Origin of the sequence: Bradyrhizobium nivariense (assembly GCF_029846695.2) — a bacterium.
Taxonomy (GTDB): domain Bacteria; phylum Pseudomonadota; class Alphaproteobacteria; order Rhizobiales; family Xanthobacteraceae; genus Bradyrhizobium.
This window is the reverse complement of sequence record NZ_JARWCR020000059.1, coordinates 22,739-41,876: the sequence shown is the minus strand read 5'-3', so window position 1 is coordinate 41,876 and position 19,138 is coordinate 22,739. Positions and strand designations below refer to the sequence as shown.

Below are 19,138 nucleotides of genomic sequence, written 5' to 3'. Positions count from 1 at the left end.
CGAGAGCAGTGTTCTCCGCTGACGCGTGATCGCCTGCATGCATCACGCGATGCACAATTGGTGACTTGCCAGACAACCCCAAGCTTCATAGACATTGCGCCGCAATCGACCTACGGCAGGAAATCATAGCAATGTCTGAGTTCGACTGGCGCTCACCCCGGGCGTATCAACAAGCTATCAAGTCGGGCGAGATGGCGGATTTCGCCTGGGAGTCACTGCGGCGTAGCCCCAACTATCGAGCTTCCTATCGTGAAAATCGATCGCAGATGACTTCCGAATTCAGAAGGAGATGGGGCGTCTGCTTTCGCTCATGACCCGCAGGGGTCCTTTTACCAACAGACAATCTTCTGGGCACCTGAGGCGTTGCCGACGGTGGTGCCGGTCGTTCAGAGCGCGGCCAGCTCAAAAGCGGTCGGCGCGGGTCTACCACTTGCCGAGCTTTCGTCGGGCACCATCAGACAGGCATCTGACGGCTGGCATGCTGTGTTGCGCATTCAAGGAGCACAACATCATCTCTGGCTGAAAGAGGCGCCGCAGTTTGGTGTCTCATATGCGGCCGAACTGCCGCTCGATGCGGACTTTGAGATCCGCGCCCACGCCTCACAGCGGTTGTGGCGCGCAATCAACGGCCGTCCGCCAGGACCTCCCTTTCATCAGCTTTCGGCGCAGCGGCGCGAACGACTCGTCTTGGTGTTGCGAGCGCTCGATGGACGCATGGATGGTGCTTCATATCGCGTCATCGCCGAGGTGCTGTTCGGCCGAAAACGAATCCCTGAACGCGCCTGGAAAACCCACGAATTGCGCAGCCGCACCATTCGCCTGGTGCAGGCTGGCTTGGCGCTAATGCGCGGCGGCTATCGCGCGTTGCTACGTCCCTCATCTCGCAAGGAGTAGAGCAGGGGTGCCGAAAATCATCGCTCGATCTTCGGCATCCCCCTAAGCACTCCTACTGCGCCATCGTGACCGTCGACGCGCGGCCCGAGCCGGCCGCGCTCCAGACGACCACGGAGCCTTGCAAATGCCCGATCCGAACGCCGGCCTGCCGCCGCGATACCTGCGCACGCCCGAAGCGGCGCGCTTTCTTGGACTCTCCGGCCGAACCCTGGAAAAGCACCGCACCTATGGGACAGGCCCGACCTACCGCAAGCTCGGCGGTCGCGTTGTGTATGCGCTCGAGGACCTGAAGGCGTGGGCTGACCGCGGCGCCAAAACGTCCACCAGCGATCCCGGCACAGGCACCGTCCTGCCCGCGAAACGGCACACACCGATTCCGTATGCAGGCAAGGAGCGGCGCTGACGCATGCCGGACAGCAACTCCACTGCAAGCAGGAGGCGGCGATCAGAGCGCGGCCAACTCGATCTGTTTCGCGCCCTCCCGGGCGATCTGGCGCCACGGGACGCGCAAGACCTGATGGCCTATCCCTTCTTTTCGCTGGCAAAATCGAAGCGCAATGTTCCCATCGACTTCCGCGCAGGCGCCGTCACCATTCGTGTCGAAGCCGTGCCGGAACATGGCATGGCGACGATCTGGGATGCGGACGTTCTGATCTGGGCTGCCTCGCAGATTGTCCAAGCCCGTGATGCCGGCCTGAAAACGTCCCGACTTATGGCAGCGACCCCTTACGAGATCCTGACCTTCGTCGGCCGCGGCACCAGCGTGCGCGACTATGACCGCCTGAAGGCTGCGCTCGACCGGCTGCAATCGACCACTGTGATGACATCGATCCGGCAGCCGAGCGAACGGCGGCGGCATCGCTTCTCCTGGATCAACGAATGGAAAGAGACAGCCGATCTGCACGGGCATGCCCGTGGAATTGAGCTGATCCTGCCCGATTGGTTCTACACGGGCGTTCTCGATGAAGCGCTCGTGCTGACGATTGACCGCGCCTATTTCGATCTGACCGGTGGATTGGAGCGCTGGCTCTATCGGCTCGTCCGCAAACACGGCGGCCGTCAGAATGGCGGTTGGAGCTTCGATCTCGTGCACTTGCATGCGAAGTCCGGGAGCGTATCGCCGCTTAAACACTTTGCCTACGACCTGCGTCAGATCGTCCTTCGTCAGACATTGCCGGGCTATCGGCTCATCATCACGCATCATCCGAATGGCGAAGAGAGATTGAATTTCGCACCAGTCCCAATCGGCCCGTTGAGCAAGCGACTGCGCAAGCGTGGCCTCGTCCTTCCTGCTGGGGATAAGCTGTGAATTCGCTCGTGCTATCAGGGACCAGAACCCTCGTGCCATCGGGGACGCGATGCTCGTGCTATCGAGGACCGGAATCGGAGCTAAGTTTTTGCGGCGCCAAGACTTGCTGCTCCCGTAACTTTACTAACATACTGACACTAACTTCTTGTTGTGAATCAGTACGTTGTGAACAAGTCGGCCGCGCGTGCAACGAGGATGCTTCATGCGCTTACTCTGTCACGCGCAAAATTTTCCTGCAATGCGAACCTGTTCTCCAATCTGCGCGTGCAAGCACGGTCGCGCGCAAAATTACGCGATCACGAACATCGGCATCACCGCATCACGCGCGTTGCTTTCCTTTGCCGCAGCTCGCTGGTCTTGGAGAACTCGCTAACGTCCGTGGTTGGCACGACGGCTACCACATGCCGGGATCTGGAGAATGGGCGGTCAGGCTAACCAGCGCCGTGCTTGATGGCTTCAAAGGTCGGTATGAAGCCGCCGGCAGGAAAGGTCGCGATCTCACCCACATCCCCGTCCCCTCGGGAGACGCCGCTCCGCCGTGGCGGAACGCGAAGGCGCGCGCGAAAGCGGCCGGGTTGCGGAGGCTCTTAAGCCGCCGCAGCGACCCGGCCGCGCTTGCCGCCGACGCCGAACCGGAAGGTCGTGCCATCGATCCCGATCTTGTGCAGCAGCACGGCCACTGCCGTCGCCGCGCGCTTCAGACCCTTCTTCCTGGCCAGCCGCAGGCCCCACAGCCGCAGTTTAAGGTTCTTCGGAATGCGTGAGGATCGCAACCGCAGCCTCGTACAGCATCGCCCGCGTCAGCTCATCGCCGCATTTGGAGATGCTGCCGATCCGGTCGGTCTGGCCAGATTGAAAGCGCCGTGGCGTCAGCCCGAAATGGGCGCCGACATTGGTCGACTTCTTGAATCGCGCCGGATTATCAACGGTCGCGCGAAACGTCAGCGCCACGAGCGCGCCGACACCGGGCCCGATCATCATCCGTCGCCCGGCGCTGTCGCTGCGCGCCGCCGTCAGGAACATGCGGTACAGTTTTGCCAACTGCAGCCGCATGGCATTGCGGGCGTCCAACAGCGGCGCGACGATCGCTTCCAATTCCTTCTTCCCGGCCACGAGATCGCGCACCCGCGCGTCAAAACGGCCGACCGAGATCTCGCCGACTTTGAGGCCGAGCGGGCGCAACAGGCCGCGGATCATGTTCTCCATATCCAGCATTTTGCCGCGCATCGTCTTGCGGCCGACCAGCAGCGCCCGCAACGTCTGTGCGCTCTCCGACTTGACAAGAACCGCGCGGAACCAGCCGGCCCGCATCATCTGCGTAACGCCTTCGGCGTCGTTGCGGTGGGTCTTGTTCAGTATCGCGTTCAGCGCCGCCTTGGCGTGCCGGGTCTCGATGCAGATCACGGGCAGGCGGTTGTCGGCAAGCGCCGTGAACAGCCAGCCGCTGGAGGAGAAGGCCTCAACACCGACACGTTTCAAGTGAATGCCCCATTCCGCCAGAGACGGCTCGATCGCATCCGGATCGGTCTCGTGCTTCGCCTCCCTGCCGACGTTGCCATCGCCATCCACCACGCAAACGTTCATCGTCTTCAGCGACACATCGACCCCTGCATAGAAGTCCATCATTCGCCTCCACCCCCGACCGCCGGAACGCACCGCGGGTTCCGTTCGCGGGTCGTTGCGAAGCATCTTCGCAGCAGCACGGCCGGCCAGGGGGCGCAGGTCCGTGCCCCGGCTAACCTGGAATCCTTTGGATTCCTTGTAACGAATTGGAGCCACTCGGCTGCGATCCTCGGCAGCAGCAGGAGCGCTGCATCGCTTCGACAACGCCGATCATCGACGCTTCATCACGACGATTCTGCCGAAACGAAGGCTCTGATGTCGATGCGCTGGCGACGGCGCACCCGTTGGCATGTCCAAGATTTCTCTCATGACTATGGAGTTGCCAGGTGAGCGACCTCACAACTGTTGAACTCTTGTGGCTCAAGAAGCGGATCGAGAACCGAATCCGGTTCGGCAAGCCTGTATCGGAAAAGGTCATTGACCATCACAGGCGCATTCTCTCCTTTGTCCCGGGCAGCATCTTTGCGTTCGTGCGCTGGACGTCCAATGACTTCGGAACCATCCTGTCTCGCATCGACATTCTGCGCGTGATCACGCCGGGGCAGCGGTATTCGACCGTGCCTTGGGTCAGCCCCGGCGGCGAAAGCCTGCTGCGGCTAGGTGGCTGGCGAAAGGTCGAGCGCGTTCTTCAGTTGATCGACGCCGTGGAGTCACTCGGCATCGATCCTGCCGATGCAGCCCCCGAGTATTGGCATCACGTCCACAACCGGCTTTCCGTCAACGAAACGCCACGACCTTATACGCGTGCGCGCCACCAGGCGTGGCTCCGCCGGCGCAGGATAGTGTTCTGATGCGGCGGCTAAGGATCGTCCTTGCAATGTGTGGGGCCACAACGCTCGCGCTTTGGCCGGTCACCGACACCTCACTGTCGTACATCTGGAACGCTTCCGAAAGTGTGCCGATCGGCCTCTACCGTTTGCAAGGGACCGCACGTTTGCGCATCACTGAGCTCGTGGCTGTCCGGCCACCAGAGCCGCTTGCGAGCTTCCTCGACTTCAATGGCTATTTGCCGAGCGGCCTTCCCATGCTCAAGCGCGTGCTGGCGTTGCCCGGACAAACCGTCTGCAGAACGGGACTCAAAATCGTCGTCGACGGGATCGAAATGGGCCAGGCACGCGAGCGCGACCGCCGTGGCAGGCCGTTGCCGGCCTGGCAGGGTTGCCGGGTCGTCGCTGAGGACGAGGTCTTTCTCATGAACTGGCAGTCGGCGGAGTCCTTTGACGGCCGATATTTCGGACCGCTCCCGACATCGGCCGTCATCGGGCAAGCGGTGCCGGTGTGGACCAGGGAGGACTGACATATGCCGGATTTGCTCCACTGGCTTGCGGTTTCTCTAATCGGCCGATCGGAACATCATTGCTCCATCCCGGCCAAATTGCCGGCAATCGGCGCGCCTCGCGGCAGTCTCGCGCTGCCTCAGGGCCGGCCGGGAAGGGCTTTGTCCTTGGCGGCTGCCCGCACATTGCTATCGGGAGCCGCTGCTTGCTCTCTGGGAATTCTCATGACGTTCGCGGCGCCATCGGCCAGCAGAGCGGAGGCTGGATCGCGCGCACAAGCTGCGCGCTCTTCAAACCTGCTTCCCAGCCTTGCATACGCCGCGTTCGCGACCGAAGCCTCGCATCGGTTCGCGATCCCGGAGCGTTGGATTCGTGCTGTCATGCAGGCCGAAAGCAGCGGGAATGCGCAGGCCATATCGCCTCGGGGAGCGCTCGGGTTGATGCAAATCATGCCCGCGACCTGGGTCGAGCTGAGCGTTCGTTACGAACTCGGTATCGATCCGTTTGAGCCTCACGACAACATTATGGCTGGGGCAGCGTACCTTCGCGAGATGCTCGATCGTTTCGGATCGGGAGGGTTTCTCGCGGCCTACAATGCGGGACCAAAACGGTACGAGGAGCACCTGGCCACTGGTCGACCGCTTCCGGATGAAACACAAATCTACATCGCTAGACTCGCACCATCGATCGGCATTGAGCGGCGCAACAGCAGCGGTTCGGGTGCCAGACGCTTCACCGCGTGGCAGCAAGCGCCAGTCCTTGTTGAGCGGTCCGAGAGCTTATCCCCTGACGGCAACTCGGCATCTAGCGTCCGCACAATGAAGTCGTCGAAAGCAGCGCCTAAGGCGGGTAAGACTGCACTCGTCCCTCGTGCGACGGGCCTGTTTGTGCGGCGATCAGACGAGGTGCGGTCCCGATGATCGCAATCGCATTTCCTCGCATGATGTCGAAGCTGGTCGCAACGTCGAGAGGGGTCGGCAGAGAGCCGGGAGTGAGCGACCGGGGAGGGCAGGATAAAAGCCGCAAGGTGCGGCCGGTCGGTTCTGGGCGAAACTGCCTCGATTTCAATGACCCCCAAAACATTGGGAATGGGCGACGCAACTTGCGATTTGCGGCAACTCCCCGTTATCGCTCGGTTTTCGACACGTTCCGGCGGGCAAGATGACCGGCAACGACGATTTCCGCATCCGCCCAGGCCGCATCCGTTCGACGCGCGCGCCTCGGATAAAGCCGTTCTTGGCGCAGGCGCTCAAGGCTGCTCAGAAGGCCGGCGGTCTCTCGCGGGGCAGCCGCGTCGGTGGCAGCAGGTTTGGGCGCGGTCGCGCAGCGAGCCTTGCAGCGACGCGGCTCCTCAACAACCGCGCACGAACCGCCATGGTCAAGGCGCGGGTCGTGCGTCCGATGCGTTCGCCGGGCGCGCTGCGCGCGCATATCGGTTATCTCCAGCGCGACGGGGTCACCCGCGATGGGACACCGGGCAGACTCTTTGACGCGGCGGGCGATGACGCCGATGGCCGCACGTTCGCCGAGCGCTGCGAGGGCGACCGGCATCACTTCCGGTTCATCGTCTCGCCCGACGATGCGGGCGAACTCGCCAGTTTGCGCAGCTTCACGCGTGAGCTCATGGATCAGGCCTCTCGCGACCTCGGTACTGGCCTTGATTGGGTTGCGGTCGATCATTGGAACACCGAGCATCCGCACATCCATATTCTCGTGCGCGGCCGGGCCGATGATGGAGAAGACCTCGTCATCAGCCGCGACTATATCGCAACCGGCTTGCGCGCCCGCGCTGGCGATCTCGTCACGCGCGAGCTTGGCCCGCGATCGGAGCTCGAGGTCCGCCAAGTCCTCGAAGCGGAGGTGACGGCCGAACGCTGGACCAGGCTTGACCGGGGGCTGGCTCGGGAAGCTGGCGCGGCGGACGGAGTGATTGATTTGAGGCCAGACCGGGATGCCGGGGGTGACCCGTTACGGGAGATTCGGATCGGGCGGTTGCGGACACTTGAGCGGCTCGGCTTGGCGGAGCCTGCGGGGCCTGCACGCTGGGTACTCCCCGGGGACGTGGAACCGCGTTTGCGTAACCTGGGCGAGCGCGGCGATATCATCAAGCGGCTTCACAAGAGCCTCGCGAAAGACGGCGCCGCGCGCCCACCATCATCCTGGGCGCTCGAAGCCGAACGCCACGGCGAGCCCATTGTCGGCCGTCTCCTCGCACGGGGCCACGATGACGAGCTGAAGGGCTCAGCGTTTGCCATCGTCGACGGTGTCGACGGTCGCGTGCATCACCTGAAGCTGTCGGAGATCGAGGCGGCCGGCGATGGGCCGATCGGTGGGATTGTGGAGCTCCGGCGGTTCGAGGACGCGCGTGGCCGAACACGGATCGCGCTCGCGGTACGCTCCGAACTCGCCATTGACCAGCAGGTCGCAGCGGAAGGCGCGACGTGGCTCGACCGGCAGCTTGTGGCGCGCCAGTCTGCCGATTTCTCGCGCGCCGGTTTTGGTGCAGATGTGCGGCATGCGCTTGATCGGCGCATCGACGTGCTGGCAGGACAGGGGCTGGCACGCCGGGCGAGAGACAAGGTGATGCTCGGCCGCAACTTGATCGAGACACTCCGCCGCCGCGAACTCGAGGGGATAGGCCGGCGTTTGGCCTCCGAGACGGGGCTGGCGCACTTGCCTGCGGAGGCAGGCGAATCTATTTCGGGAATTTATCGCCGGAGGTTATCGCTTGCCTCGGGCCGCTTTGCCATGATCGACAACGGCCTCGGCTTTCAGCTTGTGCCTTGGATACCCAAGCTAGAGCACGAACTGGGTCGCCAGGTGAACGGTATTGCTGGTCCCGGAGGGGTGGACTGGAGCTTTGGCCGGAAGCGCGGACTTTCGATTTGATCCGTCGATCTCTGCGGCGATCGGTGATCTGGCGGCCAATGGCTCAGTTTAGCATCACTTTGAAGCGCTCGACGGCACCATTGCGAGCACCAAGCTCCTCCAGGCGCGCTCTGCCGACGTCGGTCACGCGGAAGACCTCGACCTGCCCACCACAAGCCGGATCTCTCACCTTACGCTTGAGCACGATCCAGCCTTTCCTCAACGCGCGCTCCTTGGCCGCAAGACGATTCAGATTTTTATCCGGAACCAGGTTAGCCACCTCGCCTTCGCTCGCCGCGGCCAAAAACAACAGATCGGCCATTGCATCGTTCATTCCTTTTGTCTCCGTGCTGCAAGTCATGCGCTTTGGGTTCGGTGGTCGCCTTCACAAGTCCGGTTTCATATGCGATCGTCGAAGCAAGATGCAGGCCATTTTTGGAACTCCTGCTGCGGCACAAAGCACGCACCAGGAACGTCGGCTGGAGCCGCTGCTTCTCCTCCGCCAGAGTGAGAGCCGTCATCGCATCCAGCGAGGACACCAAGATCAACAAACGATCGTGCAGAGATGGCGATCGCGAGCTGAGGCAAGAGCGGCCTTTCACTTTGACACGCTAATTCTGTGGCGCGGTGTGCGCGCCACGCGGCCCGGGGCCACGACCAACGAGCCATCTCGGCGTTCGTCCCGGTCGAGGCCGCTGGCGCCAAATGCCCACCCCGATAGCCCTTGCCATGCAGGTAACGCAGGAAGCCCCGTATCATCGCGGCGGTCCAGGTCTGGGCATCGTGCAAACAGAATGACGTTCTTGCAGACTCTAACCGCTCGATCACGCATCTTGGCTCCTGGTCTGGACTTGTGTCCTCCCAGTCGCTCGCCCAGAGGGCAGCTCCGAACACGTTTCACCCCGACCCGCCGAACGCTACAGTTTTGTGCGCGGGACTGCGACATCCCGGCGCTGTGGTTGCGCTCGGCTCATGGATGCCGTCCAGATCTCCACAATGTCCGCGACAAAGATCATTTGGCATCAGGTTATCCTGGTCTGTCTGGTCGTGCTCGCCTTTCTGTGGGCGGCGACCGAATGGACGGCTTGGCGGCTCGCCTTCCAGCCGCAGCTTGGACCCGCCTGGTTCAGTCTCGGGGGTTGGCCGATCTATCAGCCGGCTGCCTTCTTCGCCTGGTGGTTCAAATTCGATGCTTACGCGCCCGTGATCTTCCTTGAGGGCGGCGCCATCGCCGCAAGCGGAGGAATTGCGGCAATCGCGCTGGCAATGATGCTCTCGGTGTTCCGGGCCCATGAGGCGAGGGACGTCACCACCTACGGCTCAGCGCGCTGGGCCGATTCGCGCGAGGTCAGGCGCGCGGGACTCTTGGGGCCTGATGGCGTCGTGCTCGGACGTTTTGAGGGGCGTTATCTACGGCATGACGGACCGGAGCATGTGCTCTGCTTTGCTCCGACGCGCTCGGGCAAGGGCGTGGGCCTCGTCATACCGACCCTTCTGACCTGGCCGGCGTCCACCATCGTTCATGACATCAAGGGCGAGAACTTCCAGTTGACTTCCGGCTGGCGCGCGCGATTTGGGCCAGTGCTCCTATTCGACCCGACCAATCCGGCCAGCGCTGCCTACAACCCACTTCTCGAGATCCGTCGTGGTGATTGCGAGGTGCGAGATGCCCAAAATATCGCCGATATCCTTGTTGACCCGGAAGGGGCACTCGAACGCCGCAACCACTGGGAAAAGACCAGCCACTCTCTCCTGGTCGGCGCAATCCTGCATGTCCTGTACGCCGAGGGCGACAAGACCCTCGCAGGCGTCGCCAATTTCCTGTCCGATCCCTCCCGCCCGATCGACGCTACGCTCAACGCAATGCTCGCAACCCCGCATCTTGGAGGTAGCGCTCATCCCGTTGTCGCCTCGGCCGCGCGCGAGCTTCTCAACAAGAGCGAGAACGAGCGCTCCGGCGTGCTCTCGACCGCGATGAGCTTCCTGGGACTCTATCGCGATCCGGTGGTTGCCAAGATCACCGCGCGAAGCGATTGGCGGATCTGCGATCTCGTCGACGGCGCCGAGCCCGTCTCACTCTATCTCGTCGTGCCTCCATCCGACATCGTTCGTACCAAACCCTTGATGCGGCTCATCCTCAACCAGATCGGGCGGCGGTTGACCGAAAGCCTGGATCCAGACCGGCGCCGGCGGAAACTCCTTCTCATGCTGGATGAGTTTGCAGCACTCGGCCGGCTCGACTTCTTCGAGAGCCAGCTCGCCTTCATGGCAGGCTACGGCATCCGCAGCTTTCTGATCACCCAGAGCCTCAATCAGCTCGAACGCGCTTATGGGCCGAACCATGCCATCCTCGACAATTGCCACGTCCGGATCGCCTTCTCGACCAATGATGAGCGTACCGCCAAGCGCGTCTCCGACGCGCTCGGAACCGCGACCGAATTGCGCGCCATGAAGAACTATGCCGGGCACCGATTGAGCCCGTGGCTTGGACACCTCATGGTCAGCCGTCAGGAGACCTCGCGGCCGCTGCTGACGCCAGGCGAGGTCATGCAACTCTCGCCTAAAGACGCGATCGTGATGATTTCCGGGGTGCACCCGGTGCGCGCCACCAAAGTCCGCTACTATGAGGATCCGCAGTTCCAGCGACGTGTGTTGAAGCCGCCGCGCTTCGAACCGCGTACCTTGCCCGCAGGACCGGATGACTGGTCGGCCGGCGCTCCAATTCCGCCATCAGTCGAGCTACTGACCAGACGCAAGCGCAGGAGCGACCAGGCCAACGGTGGTTTGCGTCGCGAGCCGGAATTGCCGGAACATGAGGAGATCGAGATCAAGGCGCCGCTCGGCGAACATGAGTTCGACGCCGACCTCGATGAAGGCGATGCCGATGCCGTCCAGGCACAAGCTCTGAGCCGCTCCATGCAGGGCGTCGCGCGGACCGTGAGCCTCGACGCAGACGATGGGATGGACCTATGATCGGGGCAGCGTGAAAAAGATTCAGCTCAGTATCTATCTCGATCCGGAAACCTTCAAAACCCTTGAGACCTTCGCACAACGCCGGGGGCAGCCCAAGTCCCTGGTCGCCGAGGCCGCGATCTCCGCCTTTCTTTCTCCGGATGATTCCGATCGGCGCGAGGCGACAATCGCCAAGCGTCTGGACCGCATCGCGCGCGTGCTCGAACGCCTGGAGCGCAATGATGGCATCACGCTTGAGACCATCGCGCTCTTCATCCGCTTCTGGCTGACCTCAACGCCCGCGCTCCCCGAGCATTCGACGCCCGCCGCGCGCGCCAAGGGCGCGGAACGTTACGATCGCTTTGTTGAGGCGCTCGGACGGCGGCTCGCAAGCGGATCCACGGTCCTGAAAGAGGTGAGCATCGACATGCACGCCTCTGAGACGCCCGAGTAATCAGTACGCGCGCCTCAAATGCGCGCTGGCAGCTTGTGGCAGTATGCGGCGCTGGGTCAGATAAGCCGACCCGCAAATCGGCAGCACGCCATGAAGCCCGCAAACGATGGGCGCGCCACTCAAAGCTCCGGGGCCCCCAACAGGCCGTTAGCTGCCCGCGAATGACACAGACTGACAGATCCAGCTCTTCTTGAGACCGCCTTGTCTTTCTTTGGCTACGCCAGACTACGACACAGATGTCGGTGCGGTTGAAGCGACGTTCCGATTGGCCCTTGTGTCAAGTCCATCATCGCTGGGGGCGATTCAGCCGTTTCGATTCCGAAATCGACGCCGCGCGTACCGGGGTGCGCGGGCAGGTCGCGGTCGCCAATCGGGGAGTGACAGAAATGCAAGTCGATGGAGAGCCTGGAGGCCAGCCCAGCTCGATCGTGAATCAATCCGACAGCGATGCGCAGCCGAGCCCGAACGAAGGAGAGCGAACCAAGAAGGTCACCGTTCAGCTCTCCGAGAGCATGTTTCAGCGGCTTGAAGTTGCGACCGAACGCCCGGGACTCGGCAAGAGCATGGTCGTCGAGGCGGCGCTTGAACGATTCCTGAATCCTGCACCACCCATCGAGGGGCTCGTTGATGAGGCTCTGGTCCGGATAAGTGGCCAGATGGCCAGGCTCGAGCGCGAGATCGCGATCATCGGCGAGACGGTAGCCCTGCATGCGCGCTATCACCTCACCGTGACGCCGCCCATGCTGCCATCCGGGCAGCGGGAGGCGTGCCTGCTCGGGCAGCAGCGTTTCAAGGTATTGGCGGAACAGGTCGAACGGCGGGTACGGCTCGGTCAGCCATTGATCCAGGAGACGATCGATCAGCTGGGCAGGCGCAGTCGACCTGCCGGTGAAGCTCATGGCGGCGCGCCACAAGGCGCGGCAGAAGAACAGCCGAGAAAGGAAGGTCTGTCCGCAGTCGCAGCGGATGGGAACTCCGAGCCGAGCGCTGCCGCCGAGGAGGGCGGCAGCAATCCAAACTTTCGAAACCTTCCGAACTCCTTTTGTTGAGGCGATTAAGCAGCCCGGCAGAAACGCGCCGAAGCGAACGAGCGCGAAAACATCGCCCGCAAAGCGCGCTGAGTCTTGTCCCTTCTGGCGGCTCATCGCGTGCGTGTTTCTTCCCTTCGCGGCCGGGTACTACCTTTCCTACCTGTTCCGGACCATCAATACGCTCATTGCTGGGCGCCTCGCCTCTGATCTCGGGCTTGGCGCTGCCGATGTCGGGCTGCTCACGTCAATCTATTTCCTGGTGGTTATGGCGGCCCAGATTCCGGTCGGCATGTTGCTTGATCGCTTTGGGCCGCGCCGGGTCCAGAGCGTGCTCTTGGCTGTTGCTGCAGGGGGGCCGCACTCTTTGGGCTATCGACGGGATTTTTGTCGCTTCTTTTTGCTCGCGCGATTGTCGGACTTGGGAGTGCAGCAGCCCTGATGTCCGGGCTGAAAATCATTGTCCTCTGGTTTCCAAGAGAACGCATGGCGCTCATCAATGGCTACATGATTATGCTGGGCTCATTGGGCGCCGTCACTGCAACAGCACCTGCGGAGGCGCTCCTGGACTGGATCGGATGGCGGGGTCTATTCGGCGTGCTGGCCGCCGCAAGCGCGCTTGCTGCCATCTTGATCTATCTCGTGGTTCCCGAACGAACCACTGGGCCACAGCGCTCCAGGACGCCCGCCACTCTGAAAACCGTCTATTCGGATGCGCGGTTCTGGAGAATGGCGCCCTTATCGGCGACCTGCATCGGGTCCGCTTGGGCACTGCAATCCTTATGGGCGGCGCCCTGGCTTTCCGATGTGGAGCGGCTGGATCGAATGACACTCGTCAACGAACTATTCGTGATGGCGGTCGCCCTGAGTCTCGGCGCTGTGGTCTTGGGCGTCCTTGCCAACTGGGTGCGCCGCCGGGCTAAGAAGATCGAGGCCCTGTTTGGTTTGGTCGCGGCGATGTTGATTGTGGCGGAGCTTGTGCTGGTCCTGCATCCGCCCTGGCCATCACTCTTGCCGTGGTGCGTAGTGTCGGTGGCCGGATCAGCGACTGCTCTGGCCTACGCCATGATAGCGGATTATTTCCCGGCCGAACTGGTTGCGCGCGCCAATGGCGGTCTGAATGTCCTGCAGTTCGGCTGGGCTTTCGTCGTGCAGTACGGGACGGGCCTGATTCTGGAGCAATGGCCTCTGGAGGCGGGGCACTATCCTTTAACGGCCTATCAGACCGCATTCGGTGTGAACGTTTTGCTACAGGTGGCAGCGCTGGTCTGGTTCGCCGCCGTCCCGTGGCTCGAGCGCCGGAAACGGACGGTTGGCACTTCGGTCACACGTCAACCGGCGGGAGGCTGGAATTCGGTTGAGGCCGTTATTCGACCAGCCGAGCTCGCCATCCTGGAAGCGGACGATCATGCGGAGTGGTGAAGCCAGCATGTCGCCGACTGATGTCCCGGCTCATGATGTTAGGGGCGTTAAAAAGCGATCGTCCCGAATCTTTCTTCTTCTACGCCAGACTACGATTGACATGGTCCCATTGTTGCTGTCGCGCAGGTTCTGCTTTTTCTAGCTGTCCTCATGTGAGGTGGCTGGACGCTAGCTGCCTCACTCAACTGGGGGGCAGTCGTGGCGATCCATTCATTTGATTCGGAAGCCGAGTTGCGCGGAGCGCGCATGCTCCGCACCGCGCTGGGGCCTGCCATCGCGGGCTTTCTGGAAGATCGGTCGATCGTTGAGGTGATGCTGAACCCTGATGGCCGGCTATGGATCGATCGGCTGTCGAGCGGCCTTACCGATACCGGCGAGAGTCTGTCGGCTGCCGACGGCGAGCGAATTGTCCGGCTCGTCGCGCACTATGTGGGCGCTGAGGTTCACGCCGGCTCGCCCCGAATCTCGGCTGAGCTGCCAGAGACCGGGGAACGCTTCGAAGGCCTGCTGCCGCCGGTGGTTGCCGCGCCCGCCTTCGCGATCCGCAAACCGGCGGTCGCTGTCTTCGGCCTGGACGACTATGTCGCTGCCGGCATCATGGACTCGGCGCAGGCGAACGCGCTTCGTGATGCGGTTGCCGCGCGAAAGAACATCCTGGTCGCCGGCGGCACCTCAACCGGCAAGACGACGCTGACGAACGCGCTTCTGGCGGAGGTGGCCAAAGGTTCGGATCGCGTCGTTCTCATTGAAGATACGCGGGAGCTTCAGTGCACGGCGCCGAACCTCGTGGCGCTGCGGACCAAGGATGGTGTCGTCTCGCTGTCCGAACTTGTGCGCTCGTCACTTCGCCTGCGCCCTGATCGTATCCCGGTCGGCGAGGTGCGCGGGGCCGAGGCGCTCGACCTGCTCAAGGCCTGGGGGACGGGACATCCGGGCGGAATCGGCACGATCCACGCCGGCACCGCGCTTGGCGCGCTCCGCCGGCTCGAGCAGCTGATCCAGGAGGCCGTCGTCACGGTCCCGCGCGCGCTGATTGCCGAGACCATCAACGTCATCGCCGTGCTCTCTGGCCGTGGTGCCGAACGGCGTTTGAGCGAACTCGCTTCTGTCACCGGGCTTGGACCATCAGGCGACTACAGCCTGTCGAAAATCGGAGATCAATCATGAACGCACCATCCTCTCTCAGGCGAAGTCTCACATCGGTTGCGGCATTCGCTTGTCTGTACCTGGCCAGCGTGCCGGCCTGGGCCGCCGGCTCGAACATGCCCTGGGAGCAGCCGCTCAATCAGATCCTGCAATCGGTCGAAGGACCCGTGGCCAAGATCATCGCGGTCATCATCATCATCGTGACCGGTCTCTCGCTCGCATTCGGCGACACGTCGGGCGGCTTCCGGCGGCTGATCCAGATCGTGTTCGGTCTGTCGATCGCATTTGCCGCCTCGAGCTTCTTCCTGTCGTTCTTCTCGTTCGGCGGCGGGGTGGTGATCTGATGGATGAGGCAGTCCCGGGCTTTGTCGCCCCTGTCCACCGTGCGCTGACCGAGCCGATCTTGATGGGCGGGGCACCGCGATCGGTTGCCATTGTCAACGGCACATTGGCCGCAGCACTCGGCCTCGGTCTGCGCTTGTGGCTGGCCGGCCTTCTGCTGGCCTTCATCGGCCACATGGCCGCGGTCTGGCCCGCAAAACGCGATCCGAAATTCGTCGAAGTCGTGCGCCGGCACGTTCGTGTTCCCGGTCACCTCAGCGCTTGAGAGTAGTCCCATGATGAATCTTGCCGAATACCGCCATTCAAACACGCGCCTTGCTGATTTCCTGCCCTGGGCTGCTCTGGTCGACGAGGGAATTGTATTGAACAAGGACGGCTCGCTTCAGCGGACGGCGCGGTTCAGGGGGCCGGATCTCGACAGTTCCGTGCCGGCTGAGCTTGTTGCCGTCGCAAGCCGCCTGAACAATGCGCTCCGGCGTCTCGGATCGGGCTGGGCGGTTTTCGTAGAGGCGCAACGGCATTCGGCAGGGCGCTATCCGCCCGACACATTCCCGGATGTCGCATCCGCCTTGGTGGATGCGGAGCGCAAAGCGCAATTCGAGGAGGCCGGCAGCCATTATGAATCGAGCTACTACCTAACCTTCCTTTATCTGCCGCCTGCAGAGAGTGCAGCTGTGGCAGAGCGTCTCCTGTACGAGGGCAGCCATCGCAGCGCGGGAGCGGATGCGCGCGAGGTGCTGAGTGGCTTCTTCGACAGGACCAACCGCGTGCTGCAGCTCGTCGAGGGCTTTATGCCGGAATGCGGCTGGCTCGATGACGAGGCAACGCTCACCTACCTGCACTCGACGGTGTCGACCAAGCGGCATCGTGTTCGGGTGCCGGAAATCCCGATGTATCTCGATGCGCTGCTTGCCGATCAGCCGCTGACGGGCGGGCTTGAGCCGATGCTGGGTGACGCGCATGTGCGTGTCCTGACGGTTGTCGGGTTTCCGAGCGCGACGACGCCCGGGATCCTCGATGATCTCAACGGCCTCGCATTCCCGTACCGCTGGTCCACGCGAGCGATCATGCTCGACAAGACGGATGCAACAAAACTCCTGACCAGGATCAGGCGGCAATGGTTTGCCAAGCGCAAGTCGGTTGCCGCGATCCTGAAGGAGGTGATGACCAACGAGGCGTCCACGCTTCTGGACACCGATGCCCACAACAAGGCTTTGGATGCAGATCACGCGCTCCAGGAGCTCGGCTCGGATCAAATTGGAGAGGCCTTTGTGACGGCAACCGTCGCGGTCTGGGACCGGGATCCGCTCGCGGCGGACGAAAAGCTACGCCTCGTTGAAAAGGTGATCCAGGGCCGGGACTTTACCTCCATGACCGAGACAGTGAATGCCGTTGAGGCCTGGCTCGGCAGCCTGCCGGGACAGGTCTATGCAAACGTGCGCCAGCCGCCGGTGTCAACGCTAAATCTCGCCCACATGATCCCGCTCTCGGCGGTCTGGGCGGGAGAGGTGAGGGACCATCATTTCAAGGCGCCTCCATTGTTCTTCGGCAAGACGGAAGGATCGACGCCTTTCCGCTTCTCGCTCCATGTCGGCGATGTCGGACACACTCTGATCGTTGGACCGACCGGCGCCGGGAAGTCGGTGCTGCTCGCGCTCATGGCGCTGCAGTTCCGGCGATATCCGAAAGCGCAGATCTTTGCCTTTGATTTCGGTGGGTCGATCCGTGCGGCGGCGATCGCCATGGGTGGCGACTGGCATGATCTCGGCGGCGCGGTCGGTGGAGACTCGGCAGAATTCGTGGCGCTCCAGCCGCTTGCGCGCATCGACGATGTCGCGGAGCGGGGCTGGGCTGCCGATTGGATCGCATCGATCCTCGCGCGCGAGCGCATCGAGGTCACGCCCGAGACCAAGGATCATGTCTGGTCGGCCTTGACCTCGCTCGGCTCGGCGCCAGTTGGGGAACGGACGCTGACAGGCCTCTCCGTTCTTCTCCAGTCCAATGCCTTGAAGCGCGCGCTGCAACCCTATTGCCTCGGCGGTCCGTTTGAGCGGTTGCTCGATGCGGAAGGCGAGCGGCTGGGAGAGGGCTCCCTCCAGGTGTTTGAGACCGACGGGTTGATCGGGACCGGTGTCGCGCCGGCGGTTCTCTCCTATTTGTTCCACCGGATTGAGGATCGCTTCGACGGCCGTCCGACCCTGCTCATCATCGATGAGGGCTGGCTTGCGCTCGACGATGCCGATTTTGCCGGCAAGCTCCGCGAATGGCTGAAGACGCTGCGCAAGAAGAACGCCTCCGTCGTGTTTGCGACCCAGTCGCTGGCCGATATCGACGGCTCCGCAATTGCGCCGGCCATCATCGAGAGCTGTCCGACCCGGATCCTGCTTCCCAATGACCGCGCTATCGAGCCGCAAATCTTAGGCGTCTACCGGCGCTTTGGACTGAACGATCGTCAGATCGAGATCCTGGCCCGCGCGACGCCAAAGCGCGACTACTACTGCCAGTCGCGCCGGGGCAACCGGCTGTTCGAGCTTGGTCTTGGCGAAATCGCGCTGGCCTTTGTGGCCGCGTCGTCCACGACCGATCAGGCCCTCATCGAGCGGGTGCTAGCCGAGCACGGACGAGACGAGTTCGTCACCGGCTGGCTTCGGGCGCGCGACCTCGGCTGGGCCTGCAATCTCATTCCGCAGCTCGCAAAGGAAGGAGGCTTGTCATGAGCCGTCTTCGTCCGCTTTTGGCAGCAAGTATCATCGCAATTAGCCTGGCCCAAGCGCCCCGCGAAGGGAAGGCACAGTGGATCGTGTTCGATCCCAACAACTATGTGCAGAATGTGCTCACGGCGGCGCGCGAGCTGCAGCAGATCAACAACCAGATCACCTCGCTGCAAAACCAAGCGCAGATGTTGATCAATCAGGCGAAGAACCTGGCGAGCCTGCCGTACTCGTCCTTGCAGCAGCTCGAACAATCGATTCAGCGCACGCAGCAGCTGCTCAGCCAAGCGCAGCGCATTACCTACGATGTCCAGCAGATCGATCGCGCGTTCTCAACGACTTATGCGCCGGCATCCGCAAGCATGTCCAATGGGCTCCTCGTCGCCAACGCCCAAACACGCTGGCAGAATGCGGTTGCCGCCCTGCAGGACGCCATGCGGGTGCAGGCAACCGTCGTCGGCAATCTCGACACCAACCGGACCCAGATGTCGGCCCTGGTCACGGCGAGCCAGGGCGCGTCGGGCGCGCTGCAGGCAAGCCAAGCCGGCAACCAGCTCCTTGCGCTGCAAGCGCAGCAGCTTGCTGATCTCACCGCGACCATGGCCTCGCAAGGTCGCGCGCAAACGCTCGAAGCCGCGCAAAGAGCAAGTGCCCAGGATCAGGGGAGGGAGCAGCTGCGGCGCTTTCTGACCCAAGGTCAGGGCTATCAACCGACAACCGTGCAGATGTTCCACTGATGATAAAGAACAGATTTGAACGGCTGCCGATGGCGGTGGCAGTTAGCCTCACGGTCCTGGTCGTCGCCGCCTGCGCCGTTCGCCTGCGCGGCGACGAAAGCGGGACCCAATCTTCCGCCTCGCCCGCCGCGAAGCCCGATCCGACGGCGGCAAAGCTCGAGCAATGCCGCACCGTCACCTACGAGCAGAGAGAGGCTCTGCTCGAATGCCAGAGGATCTGGGCGGAACGGCGCAGCCAGTTCTTGGGGAAAAGCGGATCGGTAGACCCTTTGGATAGTGGCCGGGGAACGGCGCCATTTTCCTCCGCGCTGCCGCGCAAGGACGAAAGCCGCGTCCCCTCCCTCTCACCCTCCATTCCAAGCCAAAGCGAGTGAG

Annotated in this window: 20 protein-coding genes and 1 pseudogene; 19 read left to right on the top strand and 2 right to left on the bottom strand. The window is 62.7% G+C overall.

The features are described from left to right. The first annotated feature begins 131 nt into the window (after positions 1 to 131). The 4 genes from QCM77_RS34085 (at position 132) to QCM77_RS34070 (ending at position 2,203) form a co-directional block, all read left to right on the top strand. Positions 132 to 314, top strand: a complete 183-nt coding sequence (locus QCM77_RS34085) for a transcriptional regulator domain-containing protein (RefSeq protein WP_347882410.1) — start codon at positions 132 to 134, stop codon at positions 312 to 314. A 58-nt stretch (positions 315 to 372) separates the two neighbouring features. Beyond that, the gene (locus QCM77_RS34080; protein WP_280095896.1) at positions 373 to 894 is read left to right on the top strand and encodes a DUF2285 domain-containing protein; all 522 of its coding nucleotides are present in this window, start codon (positions 373 to 375) and stop codon (positions 892 to 894) included. Between the two features lie 124 nt (positions 895 to 1,018). Then, positions 1,019 to 1,297 (top strand): helix-turn-helix transcriptional regulator, encoded by a 279-nt coding sequence (locus QCM77_RS34075; protein ID WP_280095895.1) that lies wholly within the window; start codon positions 1,019 to 1,021, stop codon positions 1,295 to 1,297. 3 nt (positions 1,298 to 1,300) lie between these two features. Continuing rightward, positions 1,301 to 2,203 carry a replication initiator protein A gene (locus QCM77_RS34070; RefSeq protein WP_280095894.1) on the top strand — a complete coding sequence of 301 codons (903 nt, stop codon included), beginning with the start codon at positions 1,301 to 1,303 and terminating at the stop codon, positions 2,201 to 2,203. A 607-nt stretch (positions 2,204 to 2,810) separates the two neighbouring features. Here QCM77_RS34070 and QCM77_RS34065 read toward each other — a convergent pair. Continuing rightward, positions 2,811 to 3,826, bottom strand: a pseudogene (locus tag QCM77_RS34065) (IS110 family RNA-guided transposase); the annotation flags it as partial. A gap of 326 nt (positions 3,827 to 4,152) precedes the next feature. On the opposite strand from QCM77_RS34065, the gene QCM77_RS34060 reads away from it, so the two are divergent. The 4 genes from QCM77_RS34060 to QCM77_RS34045 all read left to right on the top strand — a co-directional run bounded on the left by QCM77_RS34060 (position 4,153) and on the right by QCM77_RS34045 (position 7,992). Beyond that, positions 4,153 to 4,617 (top strand): DUF2840 domain-containing protein, encoded by a 465-nt coding sequence (locus QCM77_RS34060; RefSeq protein WP_280095893.1) that lies wholly within the window; start codon positions 4,153 to 4,155, stop codon positions 4,615 to 4,617. Beyond that, on the top strand, positions 4,617 to 5,123 hold the full coding sequence (locus QCM77_RS34055) for a S26 family signal peptidase (RefSeq protein WP_280095892.1): 507 nt from the start codon (positions 4,617 to 4,619) through the stop codon (positions 5,121 to 5,123). Before QCM77_RS34060 ends, QCM77_RS34055 begins: the two co-directional genes overlap by 1 nt. 204 nt (positions 5,124 to 5,327) lie before the next feature. Next, positions 5,328 to 6,023, top strand: coding sequence for a lytic transglycosylase domain-containing protein (locus QCM77_RS34050; protein WP_280095891.1), 696 nt, complete (start codon positions 5,328 to 5,330; stop codon positions 6,021 to 6,023). 241 nt (positions 6,024 to 6,264) lie between these two features. Next, a complete protein-coding gene (locus tag QCM77_RS34045) occupies positions 6,265 to 7,992 on the top strand; it encodes a relaxase/mobilization nuclease domain-containing protein (RefSeq protein WP_280095890.1) in 1,728 nt (575 codons plus the stop codon). A gap of 43 nt (positions 7,993 to 8,035) precedes the next feature. On the opposite strand, the gene QCM77_RS34040 is transcribed toward QCM77_RS34045, so the two are convergent. Continuing rightward, positions 8,036 to 8,305: a hypothetical protein gene (locus QCM77_RS34040; protein ID WP_280095889.1), complete on the bottom strand. Its 270-nt coding sequence runs from the start codon at positions 8,303 to 8,305 to the stop codon at positions 8,036 to 8,038. Positions 8,306 to 8,967: 662 nt separating this feature from the next. Between QCM77_RS34040 and QCM77_RS34035 the strand changes: the two genes are divergently transcribed. From QCM77_RS34035 to trbK-alt, 11 genes are all read left to right on the top strand, one after another. Beyond that, positions 8,968 to 10,944 carry a conjugal transfer protein TraG gene (locus QCM77_RS34035; RefSeq protein WP_280095888.1) on the top strand — a complete coding sequence of 659 codons (1,977 nt, stop codon included), beginning with the start codon at positions 8,968 to 8,970 and terminating at the stop codon, positions 10,942 to 10,944. A 10-nt stretch (positions 10,945 to 10,954) separates the two neighbouring features. Continuing rightward, positions 10,955 to 11,377, top strand: coding sequence for a CopG family transcriptional regulator (locus QCM77_RS34030; RefSeq protein WP_280095887.1), 423 nt, complete (start codon positions 10,955 to 10,957; stop codon positions 11,375 to 11,377). Between the two features lie 236 nt (positions 11,378 to 11,613). Then, positions 11,614 to 12,426 (top strand): ribbon-helix-helix domain-containing protein, encoded by an 813-nt coding sequence (locus QCM77_RS34025; RefSeq protein WP_280095886.1) that lies wholly within the window; start codon positions 11,614 to 11,616, stop codon positions 12,424 to 12,426. 103 nt (positions 12,427 to 12,529) lie between these two features. Next, on the top strand, positions 12,530 to 12,847 hold the full coding sequence (locus tag QCM77_RS34020; RefSeq protein WP_462804366.1) for an MFS transporter: 318 nt from the start codon (positions 12,530 to 12,532) through the stop codon (positions 12,845 to 12,847). After that, positions 12,793 to 13,827, top strand: a complete 1,035-nt coding sequence (locus QCM77_RS34015; protein ID WP_462804365.1) for an MFS transporter — start codon at positions 12,793 to 12,795, stop codon at positions 13,825 to 13,827. The genes QCM77_RS34020 and QCM77_RS34015 overlap by 55 nt, the downstream gene beginning before the upstream one ends. Positions 13,828 to 14,073: 246 nt before the next feature. Continuing rightward, positions 14,074 to 14,994 carry a P-type conjugative transfer ATPase TrbB gene (trbB, locus tag QCM77_RS34010; RefSeq protein WP_280095885.1) on the top strand — a complete coding sequence of 307 codons (921 nt, stop codon included), beginning with the start codon at positions 14,074 to 14,076 and terminating at the stop codon, positions 14,992 to 14,994. Then, positions 14,991 to 15,317: a TrbC/VirB2 family type IV secretion system protein gene (locus QCM77_RS34005; protein WP_279686365.1), complete on the top strand. Its 327-nt coding sequence runs from the start codon at positions 14,991 to 14,993 to the stop codon at positions 15,315 to 15,317. Before trbB ends, QCM77_RS34005 begins: the two co-directional genes overlap by 4 nt. Continuing rightward, positions 15,317 to 15,580, top strand: coding sequence for a VirB3 family type IV secretion system protein (locus tag QCM77_RS34000; protein WP_279686364.1), 264 nt, complete (start codon positions 15,317 to 15,319; stop codon positions 15,578 to 15,580). Before QCM77_RS34005 ends, QCM77_RS34000 begins: the two co-directional genes overlap by 1 nt. Before the next feature lie 10 nt (positions 15,581 to 15,590). Further along, the gene (gene trbE / locus QCM77_RS33995) at positions 15,591 to 18,032 is read left to right on the top strand and encodes a conjugal transfer protein TrbE (RefSeq protein WP_279686363.1); all 2,442 of its coding nucleotides are present in this window, start codon (positions 15,591 to 15,593) and stop codon (positions 18,030 to 18,032) included. Continuing rightward, positions 18,029 to 18,763 (top strand): P-type conjugative transfer protein TrbJ, encoded by a 735-nt coding sequence (trbJ, locus tag QCM77_RS33990; protein WP_279686362.1) that lies wholly within the window; start codon positions 18,029 to 18,031, stop codon positions 18,761 to 18,763. Before trbE ends, trbJ begins: the two co-directional genes overlap by 4 nt. After that, positions 18,763 to 19,137 carry a putative entry exclusion protein TrbK-alt gene (gene trbK-alt / locus QCM77_RS33985; RefSeq protein ID WP_279686361.1) on the top strand — a complete coding sequence of 125 codons (375 nt, stop codon included), beginning with the start codon at positions 18,763 to 18,765 and terminating at the stop codon, positions 19,135 to 19,137. The genes trbJ and trbK-alt overlap by 1 nt, the downstream gene beginning before the upstream one ends. The last annotated feature ends 1 nt before the right edge of the window (position 19,138 follow it).

What these genes read in the sequence shown, in the direction of transcription:
- trbB (WP_280095885.1), top strand. Translation starts at nt 14,074, where the DNA reads ATGCTCCGCACCGCGCTGGGGCCTGCCATCGCGGGCTTTCTGGAAGAT.
- QCM77_RS34070 (WP_280095894.1), top strand. Translation starts at nt 1,301, where the DNA reads ATGCCGGACAGCAACTCCACTGCAAGCAGGAGGCGGCGATCAGAGCGC.
- QCM77_RS34050 (WP_280095891.1), top strand. Translation starts at nt 5,328, where the DNA reads ATGACGTTCGCGGCGCCATCGGCCAGCAGAGCGGAGGCTGGATCGCGC.
- QCM77_RS34055 (WP_280095892.1), top strand. Translation starts at nt 4,617, where the DNA reads ATGCGGCGGCTAAGGATCGTCCTTGCAATGTGTGGGGCCACAACGCTC.
- QCM77_RS34075 (WP_280095895.1), top strand. Translation starts at nt 1,019, where the DNA reads ATGCCCGATCCGAACGCCGGCCTGCCGCCGCGATACCTGCGCACGCCC.
- trbK-alt (WP_279686361.1), top strand. Translation starts at nt 18,763, where the DNA reads ATGATAAAGAACAGATTTGAACGGCTGCCGATGGCGGTGGCAGTTAGC.
- QCM77_RS34035 (WP_280095888.1), top strand. Translation starts at nt 8,968, where the DNA reads ATGTCCGCGACAAAGATCATTTGGCATCAGGTTATCCTGGTCTGTCTG.
- QCM77_RS34025 (WP_280095886.1), top strand. Translation starts at nt 11,614, where the DNA reads ATGTCGGTGCGGTTGAAGCGACGTTCCGATTGGCCCTTGTGTCAAGTC.
- QCM77_RS34005 (WP_279686365.1), top strand. Translation starts at nt 14,991, where the DNA reads ATGAACGCACCATCCTCTCTCAGGCGAAGTCTCACATCGGTTGCGGCA.
- QCM77_RS34000 (WP_279686364.1), top strand. Translation starts at nt 15,317, where the DNA reads ATGGATGAGGCAGTCCCGGGCTTTGTCGCCCCTGTCCACCGTGCGCTG.
- QCM77_RS34040 (WP_280095889.1), bottom strand. Translation starts at nt 8,305, where the DNA reads ATGAACGATGCAATGGCCGATCTGTTGTTTTTGGCCGCGGCGAGCGAA.
- trbJ (WP_279686362.1), top strand. Translation starts at nt 18,029, where the DNA reads ATGAGCCGTCTTCGTCCGCTTTTGGCAGCAAGTATCATCGCAATTAGC.
- trbE (WP_279686363.1), top strand. Translation starts at nt 15,591, where the DNA reads ATGATGAATCTTGCCGAATACCGCCATTCAAACACGCGCCTTGCTGAT.
- QCM77_RS34085 (WP_347882410.1), top strand. Translation starts at nt 132, where the DNA reads ATGTCTGAGTTCGACTGGCGCTCACCCCGGGCGTATCAACAAGCTATC.
- QCM77_RS34045 (WP_280095890.1), top strand. Translation starts at nt 6,265, where the DNA reads ATGACCGGCAACGACGATTTCCGCATCCGCCCAGGCCGCATCCGTTCG.